Here is a 16728-nt window from a genome sequence, read left to right as displayed (position 1 = left end):
AAGTCAAATAAAACGATTGCTGGGTTTCCATGAGAATACTATTAATTGAAGATCACCTTAAAACCCAAGGTTGGGTTAAAAATGGCTTAGAAGAAGCGGGTTTTCTGGTGGATGTCGCTAATGATGGCCGTGATGGACTCTACTTTGCTTTAGAAAACAATTATCAATTGGTTATTCTCGATATCATGCTGCCGGGTATGAGTGGCTGGGATATTTTAAAAATCTTACGCACTGCGAAAAGTATTCCCGTTATTTGCCTCACGGCGCGGGATGCCGTAGATGATCGCATTAAAGGCTTAGAGCTCGGTGCCAATGACTACCTTGTGAAACCATTTTCGTTTTCTGAATTATTAGCGCGCGTTAAAAACCAACTCAAAGTGAATCAGCCAACCTCGACAACCATGACGATTGCAGATTTAAAGATAGATCTGACCCGCCATGATGTTGAACGCGGAGGAAAGAAAATCATCTTAACCCGCCAAGAATTTTCTTTGTTGCTATTTTTCGTGCTGCATAGCGATGAAATTTTACCTAGAACCTTAATTGCCAGTGAAGTTTGGGGCATCGATTTTGACAGTGATACCAATATCATCGATGTCGCCATTCGTCGATTGAGAAAGAAAATTGATGATGAGTTTGAAGTTAAGCTTATCGAAACCATCCGAGGGATGGGATACCGCTTAAATAGGCCAATAGAATGAAAAAAAAGTCGCTACGCTTTAAACTTATTTCCCTGTTTATCATTCTAATGGTCGCTAATGCTGGCGTCGTGACATGGGTTTTATATCACTCGCTGAAGAATGAGCTGTCTGAACAAGATAATAATTTGCTCGTGAACCGTGCGGAGCAGCTCGCTAAATTAATTTCGGGTGGCATCGATATCAAAACGCTGCCGATGTATTTCCAAAGCATGATGGACATGCGCCAAGATTTGATCCAGATTTCTGATGCGAGTGGGCATATACTCGTCGCGACTAACAGCGAACTTCTGGATACCCGACCACTGCGGCTAGTAAACCTTGAGCAGCTCAATATCCATGCCATCAACCATTGGCAAACCACACAAAGCATTCCCATCTCCGCGGTCTATTTCGCCATGAACTCACCATTAGGGCAGCTCCATGTGGTACTCGGTAAAGTCTCCGTCGACCGCAGCGGAGTATTAACCCAATATTTAACCCAAAGCGTGCTGGTGTCTGCCCTCTCAATATTGTTGATGGGATTACTGAGTTTATGGTTACTGAAAAAAGGGCTCTCCGATATTCAATCACTGAGCCAGATCACGATCAAAACGGACGTACATGCGCTGAATGATCCGATCGATATTGATCAGCTTCCACAAGAGTTAAAAGAGCTGGGCGAATCAATGAATACCATGCGCCAACGGCTAAAACATGACTTTGTTAAACTAACCCAGTTCGCCGATGACTTAGCCCATGAGCTAAGAACGCCCATTAATGCCATACGAGTGCAAAATGAAATTACACTCCAACGCTCCCGTAATGTGAGCGAATATGAAGAGGTCATCATTAGCAATATTGAAGAGCTTGATAAGCTGGCACAGATGATCCAAAGCACGTTATTTATTGCTCGTGCTGAAAATAAAAACATCACGTTAAATCGAGAAAATCTCTCAATATCAGAATTAGTGAATGATGTTTATGAACTATTTTCGGCTTATGCAGAAGAGAAACAGATTACGCTTTATTGTGAGCCTTCAACTCTCAGGATTGATGCTGATCCGGTATTACTGAGCCGTGTATTCATGAATGTTATCGCTAATGCGATTAAATACTCTCACCCAAATACTCGCGTGGTCACCCAGATCATTGAGCTTCCCCAGCAGAGAGAAATCCGCATCACTAACCAAGGGAACTCCCTACAAAATAGCGAGGAAATCTTCACCCGTTTTTGGCGCGGAGATAATGCCAGAACCACGGAGGGAACTGGGTTGGGGCTGGCGATTGTCAAAGCGATTGTTGAACTGCATGGCGGTTCGGTTAGTTTTAAACACGAAGCAGGTACCAGCACCATTACGCTAACGTTTCCTACAATCTAAAATCTCCTACAATTAAGTAAGATGACAAATTTGTCATCTTACTGTCAGCCACTTTTATCACGCATTCGGTATAACTGATTTCATTCTTCTTTTTGCTATGGAGCGCACAATGAAAAAGTTACCTAAAATCCCCGGCTCTCAAATCACGGATGAATCCATTTTTTTTATGAAGCGCCGGCAGCTACTCAAAGCCTTAGGTCTGGGGGCAGCAGGTTTAACCGTTGCAGCGACAGCAAATGCGGGCTTATTTTCTTGGCTAAGTGACGATGCGCCAGCAACGCCCTCAGCGCCAAGAAAAGCACTGACATTTATTCAACCTGAAGAGTTTCAGTCATCGTTAACCCTGACACCTGAAGATAAAGTGACTGGCTATAATAACTTTTATGAGTTTGGGCTAGGAAAATCTGATCCAGCTGAAAACGCGCATACCCTCATTACCGACGAATGGACAGTAACCATTGATGGGGAAGTGAATCGTCCTTTGACCCTTAATTTAGATGATATCAACGCCAAGTTTCCCCTAGAGGAGCGTATTTATCGCATGCGCTGCGTCGAAGCTTGGTCGATGGTTATTCCTTGGGTGGGCTTTCCGTTAGCCAAACTATTGGCATTGGTGGAGCCCACCAGCAAAGCCAAATATGTCGCCTTTGAAACTCGTTATGCTCCCGAACAAATGCCAGGACAAAAAAGCCGTTATATCGGCGGTGGCTTACCTTATCCCTATGTTGAAGGGCTACGTTTAGATGAAGCCATGAATCCGCTAACCTTACTTGCCACTGGCGTATATGGAAAAACATTACCCAATCAAAATGGCGCACCGATCCGCTTGGTTGTTCCTTGGAAATATGGTTTTAAAGGAATTAAGTCTATCGTCAAAATTCGCCTAACCGAACAGATGCCAGATACCACATGGAACCTATCCGCGCCCAGTGAATATGGTTTTTTTGCCAATGTGAACCCGCAAGTTGATCATCCTCGTTGGTCGCAAGCGACCGAGCGTTTTATTGGTGCGGGGGGTTTAGGTCAAGTAACCCGACAGCCTACGTTACTTTTTAATGGATACGCAGACCAAGTCGCGAGCTTGTATCAGGGAATGGACTTGCGGAGATACTTCTAATGCCCCAAGAAAACAGGCTATTAGTGAGATTAACCAAAGGAGGCTTTCATCTTATTGCTCTGCTTCCTTTGGCATGGCTGATTTTTTTAATTGATACTCAGCGACTTGGCGCTGATCCCGCTAAAGACATCCAACATTTTACGGGAATAGCCGCTTTGCGTTTGCTCATCGTTATCGCACTGATCCCCGTTATCGCTAAATTATTGCGATTTACCACGCTGTTTCAGACACGAAAATTACTGGGATTATGGTGCTTTTTCTGGGCTCTACTGCATTTGAGTAGCTATTTATTATTGGAGATTGGCGTCAATAATTTATCACTCTTTTTTGAGGAGGTTTTTTCGCGGGTCTACTTAGTGATTGGCGCCATGGCTTGGCTATGCTTATTTTTGATGGCGGTGAGTTCGTTCAACCGCATACGAATGAGCCTAGGTGTATGGTGGAAAAGAATTCACATGCTGCTTTACCCAACACTATTACTCGCACTTTGCCACTATGCTTTGTCATTAAAAACCCTAACGCCTGAGCCAATGATTTACTTAGTGTTAGTGGGCGCTGCTTTTGCTTATCGTGTTTGGAGCCAACAAAAACAGCCGATCAAACCTTAGGATAAATTGGCGATCCCCAAGATCGCCAACCGACTCATCAGCGATAAAAAATCAGTTTTTTATCCACTTCAATATTCATCGAATCCTGCCAAGCCACCAACGTTAAATGCGCTAACTTACTCAGCCCCACATAAAAGGGAGAATCGCCTTTTTCCTGCATTTTATCTAAATACAGCAGGCCCCACGGCAAAATATGTTTCCCTAATAATTCAGAAAGATTTTCAGGTTGATGTTCCGCCACCCAAGCCACCATCATCATCAATAAACCAAAATGGTCTTCGGGTTCATTTTGGGTTAAATGAATATCAATTTGGTTGGCTTGCATCCACTCACGAAGTTGCAAGGTAGACTCACCAAACAGCACATTTTCTTTATCAAGCCAGACCGATCCCCATGGTGGAGAAGGGAGTGCGTAAGGACCAATAAAGAGGCGTTGATAAGCTTCATCAAGGGTTTCATCATCACGTTGCATTGTCGCCATCTCTGCGGCAATCCCTTGTTTTTGCTCTTCAGAGCCGTAGTGCCAATCTGCAACCCATTCACCGGATACCAATAATTCGATAATCTCAGGCACTTGGTCAGGGGAATAATAGAATGCCGCACCAAGGATCCGAGCTGTCACAGAAACGTCATTTAAAGCGAATTCGTTCATGGTGTGTAATCCACTGTTCATGTGTTATTTGTTGTTTTGCTTATTATTGATAAAAATTCTTGGGAACGAAAGGCTTAGCAACCATCTGCTAAGCCCCAGACCATTTCCAAACCCATCAGGTTTGGAAATGGCTCGTTTGGGTTGTAACATTAACAAGGAAAATCAATTTATTGATTTTCGCCTGATAACACAAAGAGGGAAAAACCACGCTTTTATCCCTCTTTGTCATCAACCTTAGGCTTAGCAACCATCTGCTAAGCCTTTGAGGTGATGATTAGTTAACTGCCATGCCCACGGTCATGTGCAGACCATAGAACACACCGCGTCCAACAATCTCACCCGCCAACACTAACAAAGTACCGATACCCAAGTTGATGACGGATGGATTACGTTTTGCGATTAACGGCATGATCCAGCAGCCCAGCCCCATCGCTACGGCAACAATCTTAATATCCATTAAGAAACCGTAATCAGGCACTAAATCCGTTGCTTTTTGTACTGCGGTTTCAATGCTCGCCAAGTCAAATCCTTGAGAGATTGCGGCGGCTGCACTCACTAATAATGCTATCGCACTCAATGCAGGGAGACGACGAATGCATTGCAGGTCAAACCCAGCAACACGCAATAGCAATGCGGCTAAGATAGGTCCGCCCAAGAATGCCGTTAGCACAAAGTTGATCATGGTGTAGCTGTTATTCCATGTTGGTACCGTTGGGATTTGGTACACACGGGAAGTCGCCACCACAAAGATAGCCGCAAGAACAGCTACCACCACTAACCACAGTTTGCCTAGCGCAGCAGGCATTTTATTTAACACTGCCAACAACCAATACAAGCCACCAAAGGCAAAGAAGATTGCACCACTGGCAATTTCATTACTCAGTGAAGAAGCCCCTAAGCGATTGAAGGCATTAAATGCACGCAGTGGTGTGCCCATGTGCATCGTGGATAATAAGAAACCAATCCCCATTAACACCCACAAGCCAAACATGCTGTAATGCACTTTACGGTTAAGTTCAGGGGATAGTTTTCCACTTAACAAAACCGCTGCCATCACAATAAATGCACCCGCAACACTTTGACCAATAACGGTGAAAAACATCAATGGCCATTCATGAATTCCCGCGCCCATATTAAACTTCCTCCGGGTTAGCCAGATGACCCGTGGTATCACCGACAGGTTTGCTATTGGCATTCAATTTTAAAACGATATTTGGATGAGTATACTCAGCCGATGGTAACGGTGCGATTTCCGCTAAATCGCCATATTTAGCGCGTAGCTCTTCAATCGGCGCCATATCCAATGCGCGTAATGGGCAAGATTCCACACATATTGGTTTTTTGCCTTCTGCAACACGCTCATAGCAACCATCACACTTGGTCATATGACCTTTGACTTGGTCAAACTGAGGCGCACCGTAAGGGCATGCCATACTGCAATAGCGGCAACCAATACAGACTTCTTCATCCACCACCACAAACCCGTCTTCGCGTTTGTGCATCGCACCACTTGGACATACTTTAGCGCACGCTGGATCATCGCAGTGGTTACACGAAATAGACAGGTAATAGGCGAAAACATTCTGCCCATAAACGCCATCTTGCTCAGTCCAATCACCGCCCGCGTATTCATAAATACGGCGGAAATTCACTTCTGGAGATAAATTTTTAAAGTCTTTGCAGGCTAACTCACAGGTTTTGCAGCCAGTGCAACGACTTGAATCGATATAAAAACCATATTGCGTTGACATATCTGGCATCCTTAAGCTTTCACAACTTCAACAAGATTAGAGTGTGATGGGTTTCCTTTCGCTAGTGGCGATGGACGCTGCGTGGTCAGCACGTTAATGCTGCCCGCATGGTCAATACGGTTACCATCTGGGTCATACCATGCACCCTCTCCTAAACCAACCACACCCGGTAAAATACGCGGGGTAACTTTGACTTTGACACGCACTTCGCCTCGGTCATTGTATACGCGGACTAAATCCCCATGTTTCAGGGAGCGTTTCGCCGCATCTTGTGGGTTGATCCATAACTCTTGAGGACAAGCCGCTTTCAATACATCCACGTTGCCATAGGTTGAGTGGGTACGTGATTTATAGTGGAAGCCCGTCAATTGTAATGGGAATTTCTCCATTAATGGGTCGCCATACTGCTCAAACCCAACGGAATAGACTGGCAATGGATGGATAACATCTCCCTCTTCCAGCTCCCATGAGTTTTGCAGCTCCGCTAATTGTGCGGAATAGATTTCGATCTTGCCTGATGGCGTGGTTAATGGATTCGCAATCGGGTCTTCACGGAAACTTTGATAAGCCACATGGTGACCTTTAGGATCACGTTTTTTGAAGATACCTTGCTCACGGAACTCTTCGAACGTTGGCAGCTCAGGTAATGCTGCGCGAGATTGTTCGTATAAATGACGTAACCACTCTTCTTGGGTACGATTTTCAGTAAACTGCTCACCGACACCCATGCGTTTGGCAATTTCGCTGGTCATTTCATAGATATTTCGGCTTTCAAAACGGGGTTTGATAGCTTGGTCAGCAAAAATAACGTAGGACATATTCCCCGCGGAAGCATCCATACAGAAATCCATTTGCTCAGACGCAGTGCAGTCTGGCAGTAAGATATCGGCATATTTTGCAGAGGCGGTCATGTGGTTATCAATCACCACAATCATTTCGCACTTCGATTCGTCTTGCAGGATATCGTGGGTACGGTTGATTTCTGAATGTTGGTTAACTAAGCAGTTACCTGCGTAGTTCCATACCATTTTAATTGGCACATCCAATTTATCTTTACCACGGACACCATCACGGGTAGCCGTCATTTCAGGACCACGCAGGATAGCGTCAGTCCACATAAACATGGAAATGCTGGTTTGCACTGGGTTAGTTAAGGTCGGCATACGCACGAATGGAATACTGTAAGAGCCTTCACGAGCCCCCGTGTTACCACCATGAATACCGATGTTACCGGTTAAAATCGCCAGCATTGAGATAGCACGAGACGTCAGCTCACCATTCGAACGACGCTGAGGACCCCAACCTTGCACAATATACGCAGGTTTTGCGGTACCAATTTCACGGGCTAATTTTACAATGCGATCTGCCGGAATACCGGTGATGGATGACGCCCATTCAGGGGTTTTCGCTTGACCGTCAGGACCATCACCCAGGATATAAGCTTTGTAATGCGCATTTTTTGGTGCGCCAGCTGGCATGGTGGTTTCATCGTAGCCTACGCAATATTTATCTAAGAATGGCTTATCCACTAAGTCTTCTTTGATCATCACATACGCAATGGCGTTAACGAGCGCCGCATCAGTACCCGGACGAATTGGGATCCATTCATCTTCACGCCCTGCACCCGTATCGGTGTAGCGAGGATCGATGATGATCATTTTCGCGTTAGATTTTTCGCGTGCTTGTTCAACATAGTAAGTCACCCCGCCGCCGCTCATACGCGTTTCGCCAGGGTTGTTACCAAACATCACCACTAATTTAGAGTTTTCGATGTCTGAAGGGCTATTACCGTCTGCCCAGCCACCAAAGGTATAATTCAGACCTGCCGCAATTTGTGCGGTACTGTAGTCGCCATAATGATTTAAATAACCACCACAGCAGTTCATGAGGCGAGCAATCAAAGTTGCGCCCGGTGGCCATGATTTTGTCATGGTACCGCCAAGAGTACCTGTACCGTAGTTCAGGTAAATGGACTCATTGCCATAATCTTTAATTAAACGCTTCATGTTATCGGCAATAGCGTCGAAAGCTTCTTCCCAACTGATTCGCTTAAATTTACCTTCACCGCGTTTGCCTACACGCATCATTGGGTAGCGCAGACGGTCAGGGTTATAGACGCGGCGGCGCATAGAGCGGCCACGTAAACATGCACGGACTTGATGCAGCTCTTCATACACGTCATTACCCGTATTATCGGTTTCGACGTATTTGATCTCGCCATCTACGACATGCATGCGCAATGGGCAACGGCTTCCGCAGTTAACTGTACATGCACTCCAAACAACTTTTTCATTCCCTGATGGTGTCGATGTTTTTTGCTCTGTTTCCGCTGAAGCGCTAAACGGAAGAGAAAATCCTCCCGCTGCGGCGGCTAAACCTGTCACGGCGCCCGCTTTCACAAAGCCGCGACGGCTAAGAGGAGCAAAAATAGCAGCTTTCTCTTTTATATTGGCCATATATAACTCGCTCACTTAAATTGCAATTGCTTAAAATAATAAGAAGTTTTTTCGCTAAAATTTTTTTCGCTAAATTTTTTCGTTAAAACAATAGAATTAAAAAATGCAGTTTGTGTGCCATTAGCGATAAAACCGCCAGCCACATAATTAGAGGTAATTAGAGTTTTTGATTGAGTTAATAATATCAATCGGGGAATTCGAGAGATTGTCTTACATCAATAAATACATTAATAATCAACATCATCAATGTGTTTATGCCGCTTCATTCGCGGTTTATTTCACCTATTCGCTATATAATTAAATATATAAAAAAGAGATTTATAATATATAACTGTCTATATTCAAATGATTATTCAAAAATAACACGCTTAAAGCTTTATTATTTTCTGATTATTTTTATCGATATTCCTGCGAAAAGAACCCTTGATTAAAAAACATCATATTGCGCAAATTATTGTGATACCACTAATAATAAATAATAATCTTAATAAGATTGGTTTCTATTATCATTTCAAACGATTTCTCTTTCAAAATACTCATTTTGCTTTTAATTAAGAAAATATGAAAACTTAATTTTTTAATAAAGAAATTCCCTAACTACATAAAAAACCTAGATTAAAAGACTAAAAACTATTTGATTTTTAATTTGGTTTACACCCCTCGGTGGAAATACAACAATTATGATTCCATCACGCAAGAGGACATATGATGAGTGAACACCTTTCCTTTGAAAGCACGCAAGCCTATAAATTACCCATTCAAGATATTAGCTTTTACTTTGCCGGAGAGAATGAAGCTCAAATAAACAATTTAATCGGGCACTATATAAGAAAAAAAAGAAAAGAACTGGGTTTGACTGGAAGCCAAATCGCTAGCCGTGTCGGTGTCAGTCAGCAACAGTTTTCACGGTATGAGGTAGGGATCAGCAATATCACATTACCGAGATTATTTTTAATTATTAGCAAACTTGACATGGATATTGAGACTTTCCTCAACGACCTTGTCATGATCGTTAAACGACTACATACACAGGATTAAAGAGGTAGTGATAGATAATCTTTTTATTGGGTAGATTATCTATCACGCTCATATTTAATCATTTGCAATAAAAAGCATACATATCATTGGTGAAAAAGACATACCCACCACTTTTCTGAGGATAGAGAAAGATATCCATATCTAGGTTGGGTTCCAAATAAGACTGAGACAAATATTTTTCTAACTCCGAAGAGTCCGTATTATCCGAATTCAATAAAATATTTTTCTTAGATTTAATTTTAAGACTATCGCCAATCTTTATAATATCGATATAAACCTTTCTTGCTACCTCACTCTCAATACCATTTTGGCTAAACTTGCCCTTTAAATTCACCCACCCTTCATGATCGCCTAAGGTGTAAGAAATACTCAAAGAGAGTTTTACATTGTTTTCAATAGAAATAGTCCTAAATGAGGATCGACAAATAATGTCATCTGATTCATTAACCTGGTATACAGCAATAGAAGAAAGAATAATTGCTGATGTATAAACAACAGCTTTCAAGATGCTTTTTTTCATTTTTATTATCCAGCCCAATCCATGATGTAATACGAAACACATTCATTATCTTTTAACGAAAATGAATCTAACTCTCTGATGCAATAAATGATTGATAATTTATTAGTGAAATTCCGTCTTATCACATACATATATTGATAATCATCAAATGACTTTGAAATAATTTCATCTGAGAGAAATTTAGATAATTTCGCATTTAAATCCATCTGCTTATTACAGAGTATTATTTTACTATTAATTTCTCCACAATGGGTGTAGTTCGATAAGCTACTACTTTTTTTTTGAAAATCGATATAGCTAAAAAAAATTGTTGTCATCAACACAATTAGAACTAGCATAATGATTGTTCTTTTCACTTCACGATTTGAGAAACTGAGCCACACATTCTTTTTTTTAATATACCCAGAGGGATATTTAGGAGGAGTATTTATGCTGATATTTTTATGGTTTTCTACTTTTTCCACTTTAGGGATATGGATTTTTTCTATTTTCCCATCATATTTCCTATCAATTTTGTGTTTATTTCTAAACCTACTACTATTTACATTATTTATCGATGAGTTAAGAATATGTATATCATCAACAAGCCTATAGCCTCTTTTAGGAATATTCTTTATTATCTCAAAATTGTGTTCGAGTTCGCTAAATGCCTTTCGTAACAATAAAATGTTTTGATAAAACGTATTGATTGTCACAAACTTCTTTTTTTCACCCCAACCTGCACTAAATAGCTCATCTTGTGAAATAACTTCATTATCTCCATCTACCTTGTTTTTTATTAAAAATAAAAGAATATTCGCAGCTGGCGTTAAGACTTTACGTTTATCTCCATTAAGTATGTATGTGATTTTCTTATTGGTGTAGTCAAACTCAAACTTGTCATTAATTATATATTTTATACTCGATTTCATAATTTCATTCTTTATTAATATAGTAAAACATCGCCACACTATACTACCCATGCGAGTGAACCGAAAATTGAAATAAATCATAAAAAACTAAAATAAATTTGAAGGTTTTATTGAGTTTTTTAGCACCACAAATCCACAACCCATTGTTAATAATGAGTATTTTTAGAATTCCATATAAATAAAAATACTTAAGTAGTTTATTTAGTTTATCCAGCTGAGGAGTGAGAGTATTCTGCATCACAGAACGAGCAGGCTCCAAAACATTCATCTCTTAATGATGTAAATGATTTTTATTATCTATCATTTCGCCTGCACAGTTCCTGACATTAAAAATGGTGAAATTTAAATTTGAATCTTTGGATATGCATATCCAGAGATTCTTAATACACATTATTAAATATAAATACTCTTATGAGGATGATTAAATGAAAAAGATGTTATTACCTTTAATTTGTAGCAGCGTATTACTTAGTGGCGCTGCATTTGCAAATACAGGGGAAGTACAATTTATTGGAGCGGTAACTTCTGCAACTTGTGATATTGATACCGAAGTCGGTGGGTTAGTTAAATCTACAATTGATTTAGGCAAAATGACAACAGCAGATACCAATGGTGACTACGTTGAATTTAGTTTAGTTCCACGTACTGACGAATGTTTGAAAAAAACTAATGGTCAAGTAGGTTGGCAAAGCGCTGGATTTACTAATTCTGGTCTTGCAAATATGAAAGGAACAGCAAATGGTGTTTCTATTCAATTAACCGCAATGAACTCAACCACTCCAAATCAAGATGTAACTTATAACAGCCAAACAGTTGATTTTGGTAATGGAACCGATGCTATTGGAAATATGAATTTCAAAGCAAGAATGTTGGCAACAACAGGTCAAACTGTTACCGAAGGTACCATCATTTCTACTGCAACTTATGCAGTGGCATATAAATAATTAGTTTTATATTTTTAAATTAAGGGTCTTTGACCCTTATTACCGCTTACAAATAGTGATGGATATATGCGTTTAAAACCAGTCAATGCTTTTATATTATCCCTGTTGGTAAGTCCATTTTGTGTATATGCAAACTTGAATATGGACTTCTTACATGGAGGAGTTCAATCTCAAGCAGCAAGTATTTTTGATGACAGTGTTAAATATCCTGAAGGTCACTATATTGTAGAGGTGATTTTTAATCGCCACCCAATGGGAAAAAAAGAATTAATTATATTAACCAAAGATAGAGAAAATCTTTGTTTAAATACAACATGGATAAATGAGCTTTCATTGCCTATTAATTTATCCTTATTTGAAAATGAATTCGATGCAGAAAGAAACTGCTACAACTTAGGTCATTATCCAGGTGTTAAAATTGACTTTGATAATGCAAAACAGGTTTTGACTTTTAATATTCCACAAGTCGCCTTAGATAACTCAAAAAATCAACAAGAATGGGATTATGGAATACCAGGGATCAAAGTTAACTATTCCGGGTATGTCTCTAAAACAACATCCGCTAATACCCAACTTTATGGGGATTTCGACTTATATTCTAATTTTGGTCGATGGGTAGGCTACGTCCGCAGTAGTTATCTTAAAGATTCAGGAACCGAGACTTCAGAAGCTACCATTTCAACTGCCATGAAGTCTATACAGGGAAGTTTTATTGCCGGTAAAACAATAACATCAATGACGATGTTACCTAACTTTGTGTTTTACGGAATGGCGTTACGTTCAGAAAAAAATATGCGCCCATGGGAAATGCGAGGTTACGCCCCTGTCATTTCAGGTGTGGTCAGTTCGAATGCAAAAATTACTATTTCACAAAATGGATACGTTCTTAGTTCTCAAGTCGTTCCTGCGGGAGCATATCAATTAAATGATATTTCACCCGTCAGTAATGGTGATTTGACCATTACTGTTGAAGAAGATAATGGAACCAAAACCGTGAGATATGTGCCAGTTGCCACACTCCCATCATTATTACGAGCCAATGAGATGGATTACAACCTCGTCATTGGTGAGCGAGAGCTAGCTGGAAAGCGTGAAAGCCACCCATTCCTTTTGGGCGCTCTTGATTATGGATTTACGTATTTTACGTTGCAAACGGCGGGAATTTTACACAGTGATTATCAAAGTGCTGGAATTGGTCTGAGTAAAGAGTTTGGTCAATTTGGTGCGGTCTCTTTTAACGTGAACGCGGCCAACAGTCACTTTCAAAAACAGACTCCCACATCACCTGATGCTAAGCAATCAGGGATAAGTTATATGCTGAAGTATGCCAATTCACTGTCGAATACGACTAACTTACAGCTTTTAACTTACCGTTATACAGGTAAAGAGTACGTTGATTTTAATGAGTTTAACCAAAATGCGCTGTACCAAAGAAGTAATCGTAAAGAGCGCTATGAAACCATTATTTCTCAAAATTTTGATAACAGCTTTATCAGCCTGTCGGGATGGGTACAAACCTACCGTAATCGTATCCGCAATGAAATCGGCGCTAACGTGACTTATAACACAGCCTTCAAAGGTATCGACTTTTCGGTATCCGCTGATTATCAAAAATTAAATGACCATGACCGTGATAATTATGCCATCTCCGTCGGTGTGAATATTCCGTTTAGTGTGTTTGATAAAAACCATTTTTGGACGAACTCTGTGAGCTATGACCGTGATAATAAAGCCAGTTTTAACTCTGGTATCGCAGGGAACATTAATGAAAAAGTGAACTATAGCGTGAATACCAGCAAAGATCGTGATAGCTGGTCAAACTCTGCTTACTTTGGATTTAACCAAGATTGGGTGAATACAGGTGTGGCTATTGCCCAAAACCAGCATCAAACCACAGGCTCTATCAATGCCTCCGGTAGCTTGCTTGCCACGCAACAAACCGGCTTATTTTTAACCAATGTGCGACAAGATACTGTCGCCATCGCCAACATTAAGAATATCGGAAATATTGTTTTTAATGACTCACCGCCTACAGATAGACATGGAAATACCGTAATTGGTGTCTCCCCTTATATTGAAAATAATTTAAAAATCAATACTGAGGAAGTTCCAAACAACGTTGAGTTACTCGATTCTGTACAACGCGTTGTTCCAACAGATAAAGCCATTGTTTATCGCGAGTTCAAATACTCAACCATACATCGATACATTTTGAGACTGAAAAAGAAAAACGGTGAGTTTGTGTCTGCCGGTAGCTCAGCACGAACAGAAAATAACGACTATGTGGGATTTGTCTCCAATGGCGGTGTTTTGCTGTTGAATTTATTAAGTCAGCCTAATGCCATTTTCATTACCTCCTCAAATGATGAGGTATGCACCTTAAATATGAATGGGGTAGAACCCAATGAAAACCAAATCATGGAGATCGAATGCAATGATTAAGCTCATATCCAAACTCGCTATCTTGCCATTTTTGTTAACCTGTTTTAATGCCTATTCCGCATTCACGCTGAATGGCACTCGATTTATCTATGATGAAGGTCGTAAAAATATTGCGGTTGAAGTTAAGAATAATAGCGAAAAAGCCTACGGTGGGCAGGTCTGGATCGATAACCTCAAAGGGGATGATGTTTTCTTTGTTCCTGCACCCAACTTATTTAAAGTCGCAGCCAATGAAAAACAGCTTGTTCGCTTAATTTATATTAATGACATACTGCCAAAAGACAGGGAATCACTGTTTTGGCTGAATGTTCAAGAAATCCCACCAGTTGCCTCTGCGGAAGAGGGCAATGTCCTTGCTGTGGCATTAAATACACAAGTTAAGCTCATTTATCGCCCTAAAATCCTTGCAGAAAGCCGAGAGGATGCAGAAAAAAATATCACATATAGCGGTTCAACACTGAAGAACCCAACACCTTACTACTTTGCACTCACACAAGTTTCCGTCAACAACAAACCGCTGTCTTTATCCGCGGATGTTGAACGCTCAATTAGCTTATTCCCGCCTTTCAGCGAGATGGATTTACAGCGCCCGTTATCCGGTAAAGTCACTGTTGAAGCCATTGATGACTACGGCGCTCGACGTGTGATCGAACTGCAATAAGGACATCATCATGGCAAAAAAAGGGTTTTACCTTGGAATATTGATGCTTTTTTTCGCGTTAGATGCCTCTGCGGCAAGATGCCGAAATATATCCATCAAATATTCATTTCCAGCACAAATCGACGTGACGAACAAAAAAGTTGGCGATCAACTCTATACTTTTGGCGCCCCTGGTGTCCCATTAACTTTAGCAGGGCAATGCTTACGTGCTTCAAGTGGTGCGGGGAATACGACAGGTAACTTTATTTATATTGTTGATAAATATGGCGCATCACCAAATGATTGCCCAAATGGTGGAACCGTCGATAAAACCTCATCCGATGGCATTTTAAGATTTCGATCAACAGGAAGCTGTAGTAACAGTGCTTGGATACTGGTTTTAGACTACAAAACCAGTGGAACGGGCTATACCAATTTAGCCAATGCTGGCGGAGGAACAGACTCTGGTACCGTTTACTTACAGAAAAAACCCCCTGTTGGAAAAACGGTTGTAAACCCTACTTACATGTTAACCAGAAAATTCTATTCACGAATTGGTAATAACAGCCGTACGTTAATGACAGAGAGTGTCGCGTTCAGTGCCCCAACATCGATGACCCTCGTCAATAACGCATCATGTGCGGTCTCAGTCAACGATGTGGATTTTGGCAACCAAACTGCAAGTTCAGTTAACGCAAAATCTGTTGCCGGTAAAACCATCAACGTCGCGTTTACCTGTAATGCGGTACTACCCGCCTATACCTTAAGTTTTTCAGGAAAGGATGGTGTCAACAATGCTGCGAATGGAATTATCAATGTGAAAAGTAATCCATCCGTTGGTTATCAATTCACATGGGGCAATAGTGCATTTAAACCTGTAAATAGTGCCGTCGTTATCAATGGCGCCGCTATTGCACCAAACACTAAGCCAACAACAGCAAACTTCACGATCCCAATTACCGTCAAACCCGTTCCGTTAACAACTCAAACGGCAGTGGGGGCAGCTAATACCGCCTTGACCATTAATGTAAAACTAAACTAACAGGATTTTTTATGATCAAGAGATCTCTCTTCCTTTGTACTGCATCGTTATTTTCTATTTATGCTAATGCAACAAGCTTTGCGACCAACGTAACAGGCGGGACAGTCACCTCCAATATTAAGATGACGGTCAAGGCTTCTTGTGCCGCTTCAGTTGCAGATATCGACTTTGGCGAGCAATCTGTCAGTGACATTAAAAATGGCAAAGTGGTTGAAAAACCGATGACGATTGCAATCACTTGTGATGCGACTTTAGCATCTTATACGATGGCATTAACCTCGGCTGATGGCGTTGATTCCACAAAAAGTATTTTGAAGACCAAACAAAATGCCACTATAGGTTATCAGTTGACATGGAAGACCGCTGAAATGGCTGCCATCAATACTCCTGTTTTGGTTGATGGCGTTGCGAAAGCCCCTGTCACGAAACCCACAACACCTAACGTATCCATTCCTATTAACGTAAAACCCGTTTTACTTGGTACGACGGGTTCACCTGGAGCCGCCAGTACAGCATTAAATATTAAGTTAACATTCAACTAGTTGAGG

At 41.0% G+C, this 16728-nt stretch carries 16 protein-coding genes; 10 read left to right on the top strand and 6 right to left on the bottom strand.

Features of this window, described 5'->3' with window-relative positions:
- Positions 1-29 precede the first annotated feature (29 nt).
- From GKR71_RS15515 to GKR71_RS15500, 4 genes are all read left to right on the top strand, one after another.
- Positions 30-701, top strand: coding sequence for a heavy metal response regulator transcription factor (locus GKR71_RS15515; RefSeq protein WP_036949891.1), 672 nt, complete (start codon positions 30-32; stop codon positions 699-701).
- A complete protein-coding gene (locus GKR71_RS15510; RefSeq protein WP_154634530.1) occupies positions 698-2059 on the top strand; it encodes a heavy metal sensor histidine kinase in 1362 nt (453 codons plus the stop codon). Before GKR71_RS15515 ends, GKR71_RS15510 begins: the two co-directional genes overlap by 4 nt.
- Before the next feature lie 109 nt (positions 2060-2168).
- The gene (gene msrP / locus GKR71_RS15505) at positions 2169-3176 is read left to right on the top strand and encodes a protein-methionine-sulfoxide reductase catalytic subunit MsrP (protein WP_036949887.1); all 1008 of its coding nucleotides are present in this window, start codon (positions 2169-2171) and stop codon (positions 3174-3176) included.
- Positions 3176-3784, top strand: a complete 609-nt coding sequence (locus tag GKR71_RS15500; protein ID WP_036949885.1) for a sulfite oxidase heme-binding subunit YedZ — start codon at positions 3176-3178, stop codon at positions 3782-3784. Before msrP ends, GKR71_RS15500 begins: the two co-directional genes overlap by 1 nt.
- Positions 3785-3821: 37 nt before the next feature.
- Here GKR71_RS15500 and dmsD read toward each other — a convergent pair whose 3' ends face one another.
- The 4 genes from dmsD to dmsA all read right to left on the bottom strand — a co-directional run bounded on the left by dmsD (position 3822) and on the right by dmsA (position 8643).
- Entirely contained in the window at positions 3822-4436 is a 615-nt protein-coding gene (gene dmsD / locus GKR71_RS15495) for a Tat proofreading chaperone DmsD (RefSeq protein WP_036949883.1), read from the bottom strand.
- A 274-nt stretch (positions 4437-4710) separates the two neighbouring features.
- Positions 4711-5568: a DmsC/YnfH family molybdoenzyme membrane anchor subunit gene (locus GKR71_RS15490; RefSeq protein ID WP_132496824.1), complete on the bottom strand. Its 858-nt coding sequence runs from the start codon at positions 5566-5568 to the stop codon at positions 4711-4713.
- 1 nt (position 5569) lies between these two features.
- On the bottom strand, positions 5570-6187 hold the full coding sequence (locus GKR71_RS15485) for a DMSO/selenate family reductase complex B subunit (protein ID WP_036950397.1): 618 nt from the start codon (positions 6185-6187) through the stop codon (positions 5570-5572).
- A gap of 11 nt (positions 6188-6198) precedes the next feature.
- Complete coding sequence (gene dmsA, locus GKR71_RS15480) at positions 6199-8643, bottom strand: dimethylsulfoxide reductase subunit A (protein WP_108478651.1); 2445 nt, start codon at positions 8641-8643, stop codon at positions 6199-6201.
- Between the two features lie 705 nt (positions 8644-9348).
- Between dmsA and GKR71_RS15475 the strand changes: the two genes are divergently transcribed.
- The gene (locus GKR71_RS15475) at positions 9349-9681 is read left to right on the top strand and encodes a helix-turn-helix domain-containing protein (protein WP_051422597.1); all 333 of its coding nucleotides are present in this window, start codon (positions 9349-9351) and stop codon (positions 9679-9681) included.
- Positions 9682-9739: 58 nt separating this feature from the next.
- On the opposite strand, the gene GKR71_RS15470 is transcribed toward GKR71_RS15475, so the two are convergent.
- Both GKR71_RS15470 and GKR71_RS15465 read right to left on the bottom strand, forming a co-directional pair.
- Positions 9740-10201, bottom strand: coding sequence for a hypothetical protein (locus tag GKR71_RS15470; protein WP_154634529.1), 462 nt, complete (start codon positions 10199-10201; stop codon positions 9740-9742).
- 5 nt (positions 10202-10206) lie between these two features.
- Positions 10207-11112, bottom strand: coding sequence for a winged helix-turn-helix domain-containing protein (locus tag GKR71_RS15465; protein ID WP_036950391.1), 906 nt, complete (start codon positions 11110-11112; stop codon positions 10207-10209).
- 425 nt (positions 11113-11537) lie between these two features.
- On the opposite strand from GKR71_RS15465, the gene GKR71_RS15460 reads away from it, so the two are divergent.
- The 5 genes from GKR71_RS15460 to GKR71_RS15440 all read left to right on the top strand — a co-directional run bounded on the left by GKR71_RS15460 (position 11538) and on the right by GKR71_RS15440 (position 16722).
- Positions 11538-12056: a fimbrial protein gene (locus tag GKR71_RS15460; RefSeq protein ID WP_036950387.1), complete on the top strand. Its 519-nt coding sequence runs from the start codon at positions 11538-11540 to the stop codon at positions 12054-12056.
- A 66-nt stretch (positions 12057-12122) separates the two neighbouring features.
- Positions 12123-14498 (top strand): PefC/AfrB family outer membrane usher protein, encoded by a 2376-nt coding sequence (gene pefC, locus GKR71_RS15455; protein WP_154599832.1) that lies wholly within the window; start codon positions 12123-12125, stop codon positions 14496-14498.
- Positions 14491-15159: a fimbrial chaperone gene (locus GKR71_RS15450; protein ID WP_108478649.1), complete on the top strand. Its 669-nt coding sequence runs from the start codon at positions 14491-14493 to the stop codon at positions 15157-15159. The genes pefC and GKR71_RS15450 overlap by 8 nt, the downstream gene beginning before the upstream one ends.
- A gap of 10 nt (positions 15160-15169) precedes the next feature.
- Entirely contained in the window at positions 15170-16180 is a 1011-nt protein-coding gene (locus tag GKR71_RS15445; RefSeq protein WP_154609626.1) for a fimbrial protein, read from the top strand.
- A gap of 11 nt (positions 16181-16191) precedes the next feature.
- On the top strand, positions 16192-16722 hold the full coding sequence (locus GKR71_RS15440; RefSeq protein ID WP_154599829.1) for a spore coat protein U domain-containing protein: 531 nt from the start codon (positions 16192-16194) through the stop codon (positions 16720-16722).
- Positions 16723-16728: the final 6 nt, after the last annotated feature.

The sequence above is a fragment of the Providencia sp. wls1922 genome, from assembly GCF_009706505.1.
GTDB classification, from domain to species: Bacteria; Pseudomonadota; Gammaproteobacteria; order Enterobacterales; family Enterobacteriaceae; genus Providencia; species Providencia lanzhouensis.
The sequence above is the reverse complement of the archived record's forward strand: the minus strand, read 5'-3'. Positions and strand labels throughout refer to the sequence as shown.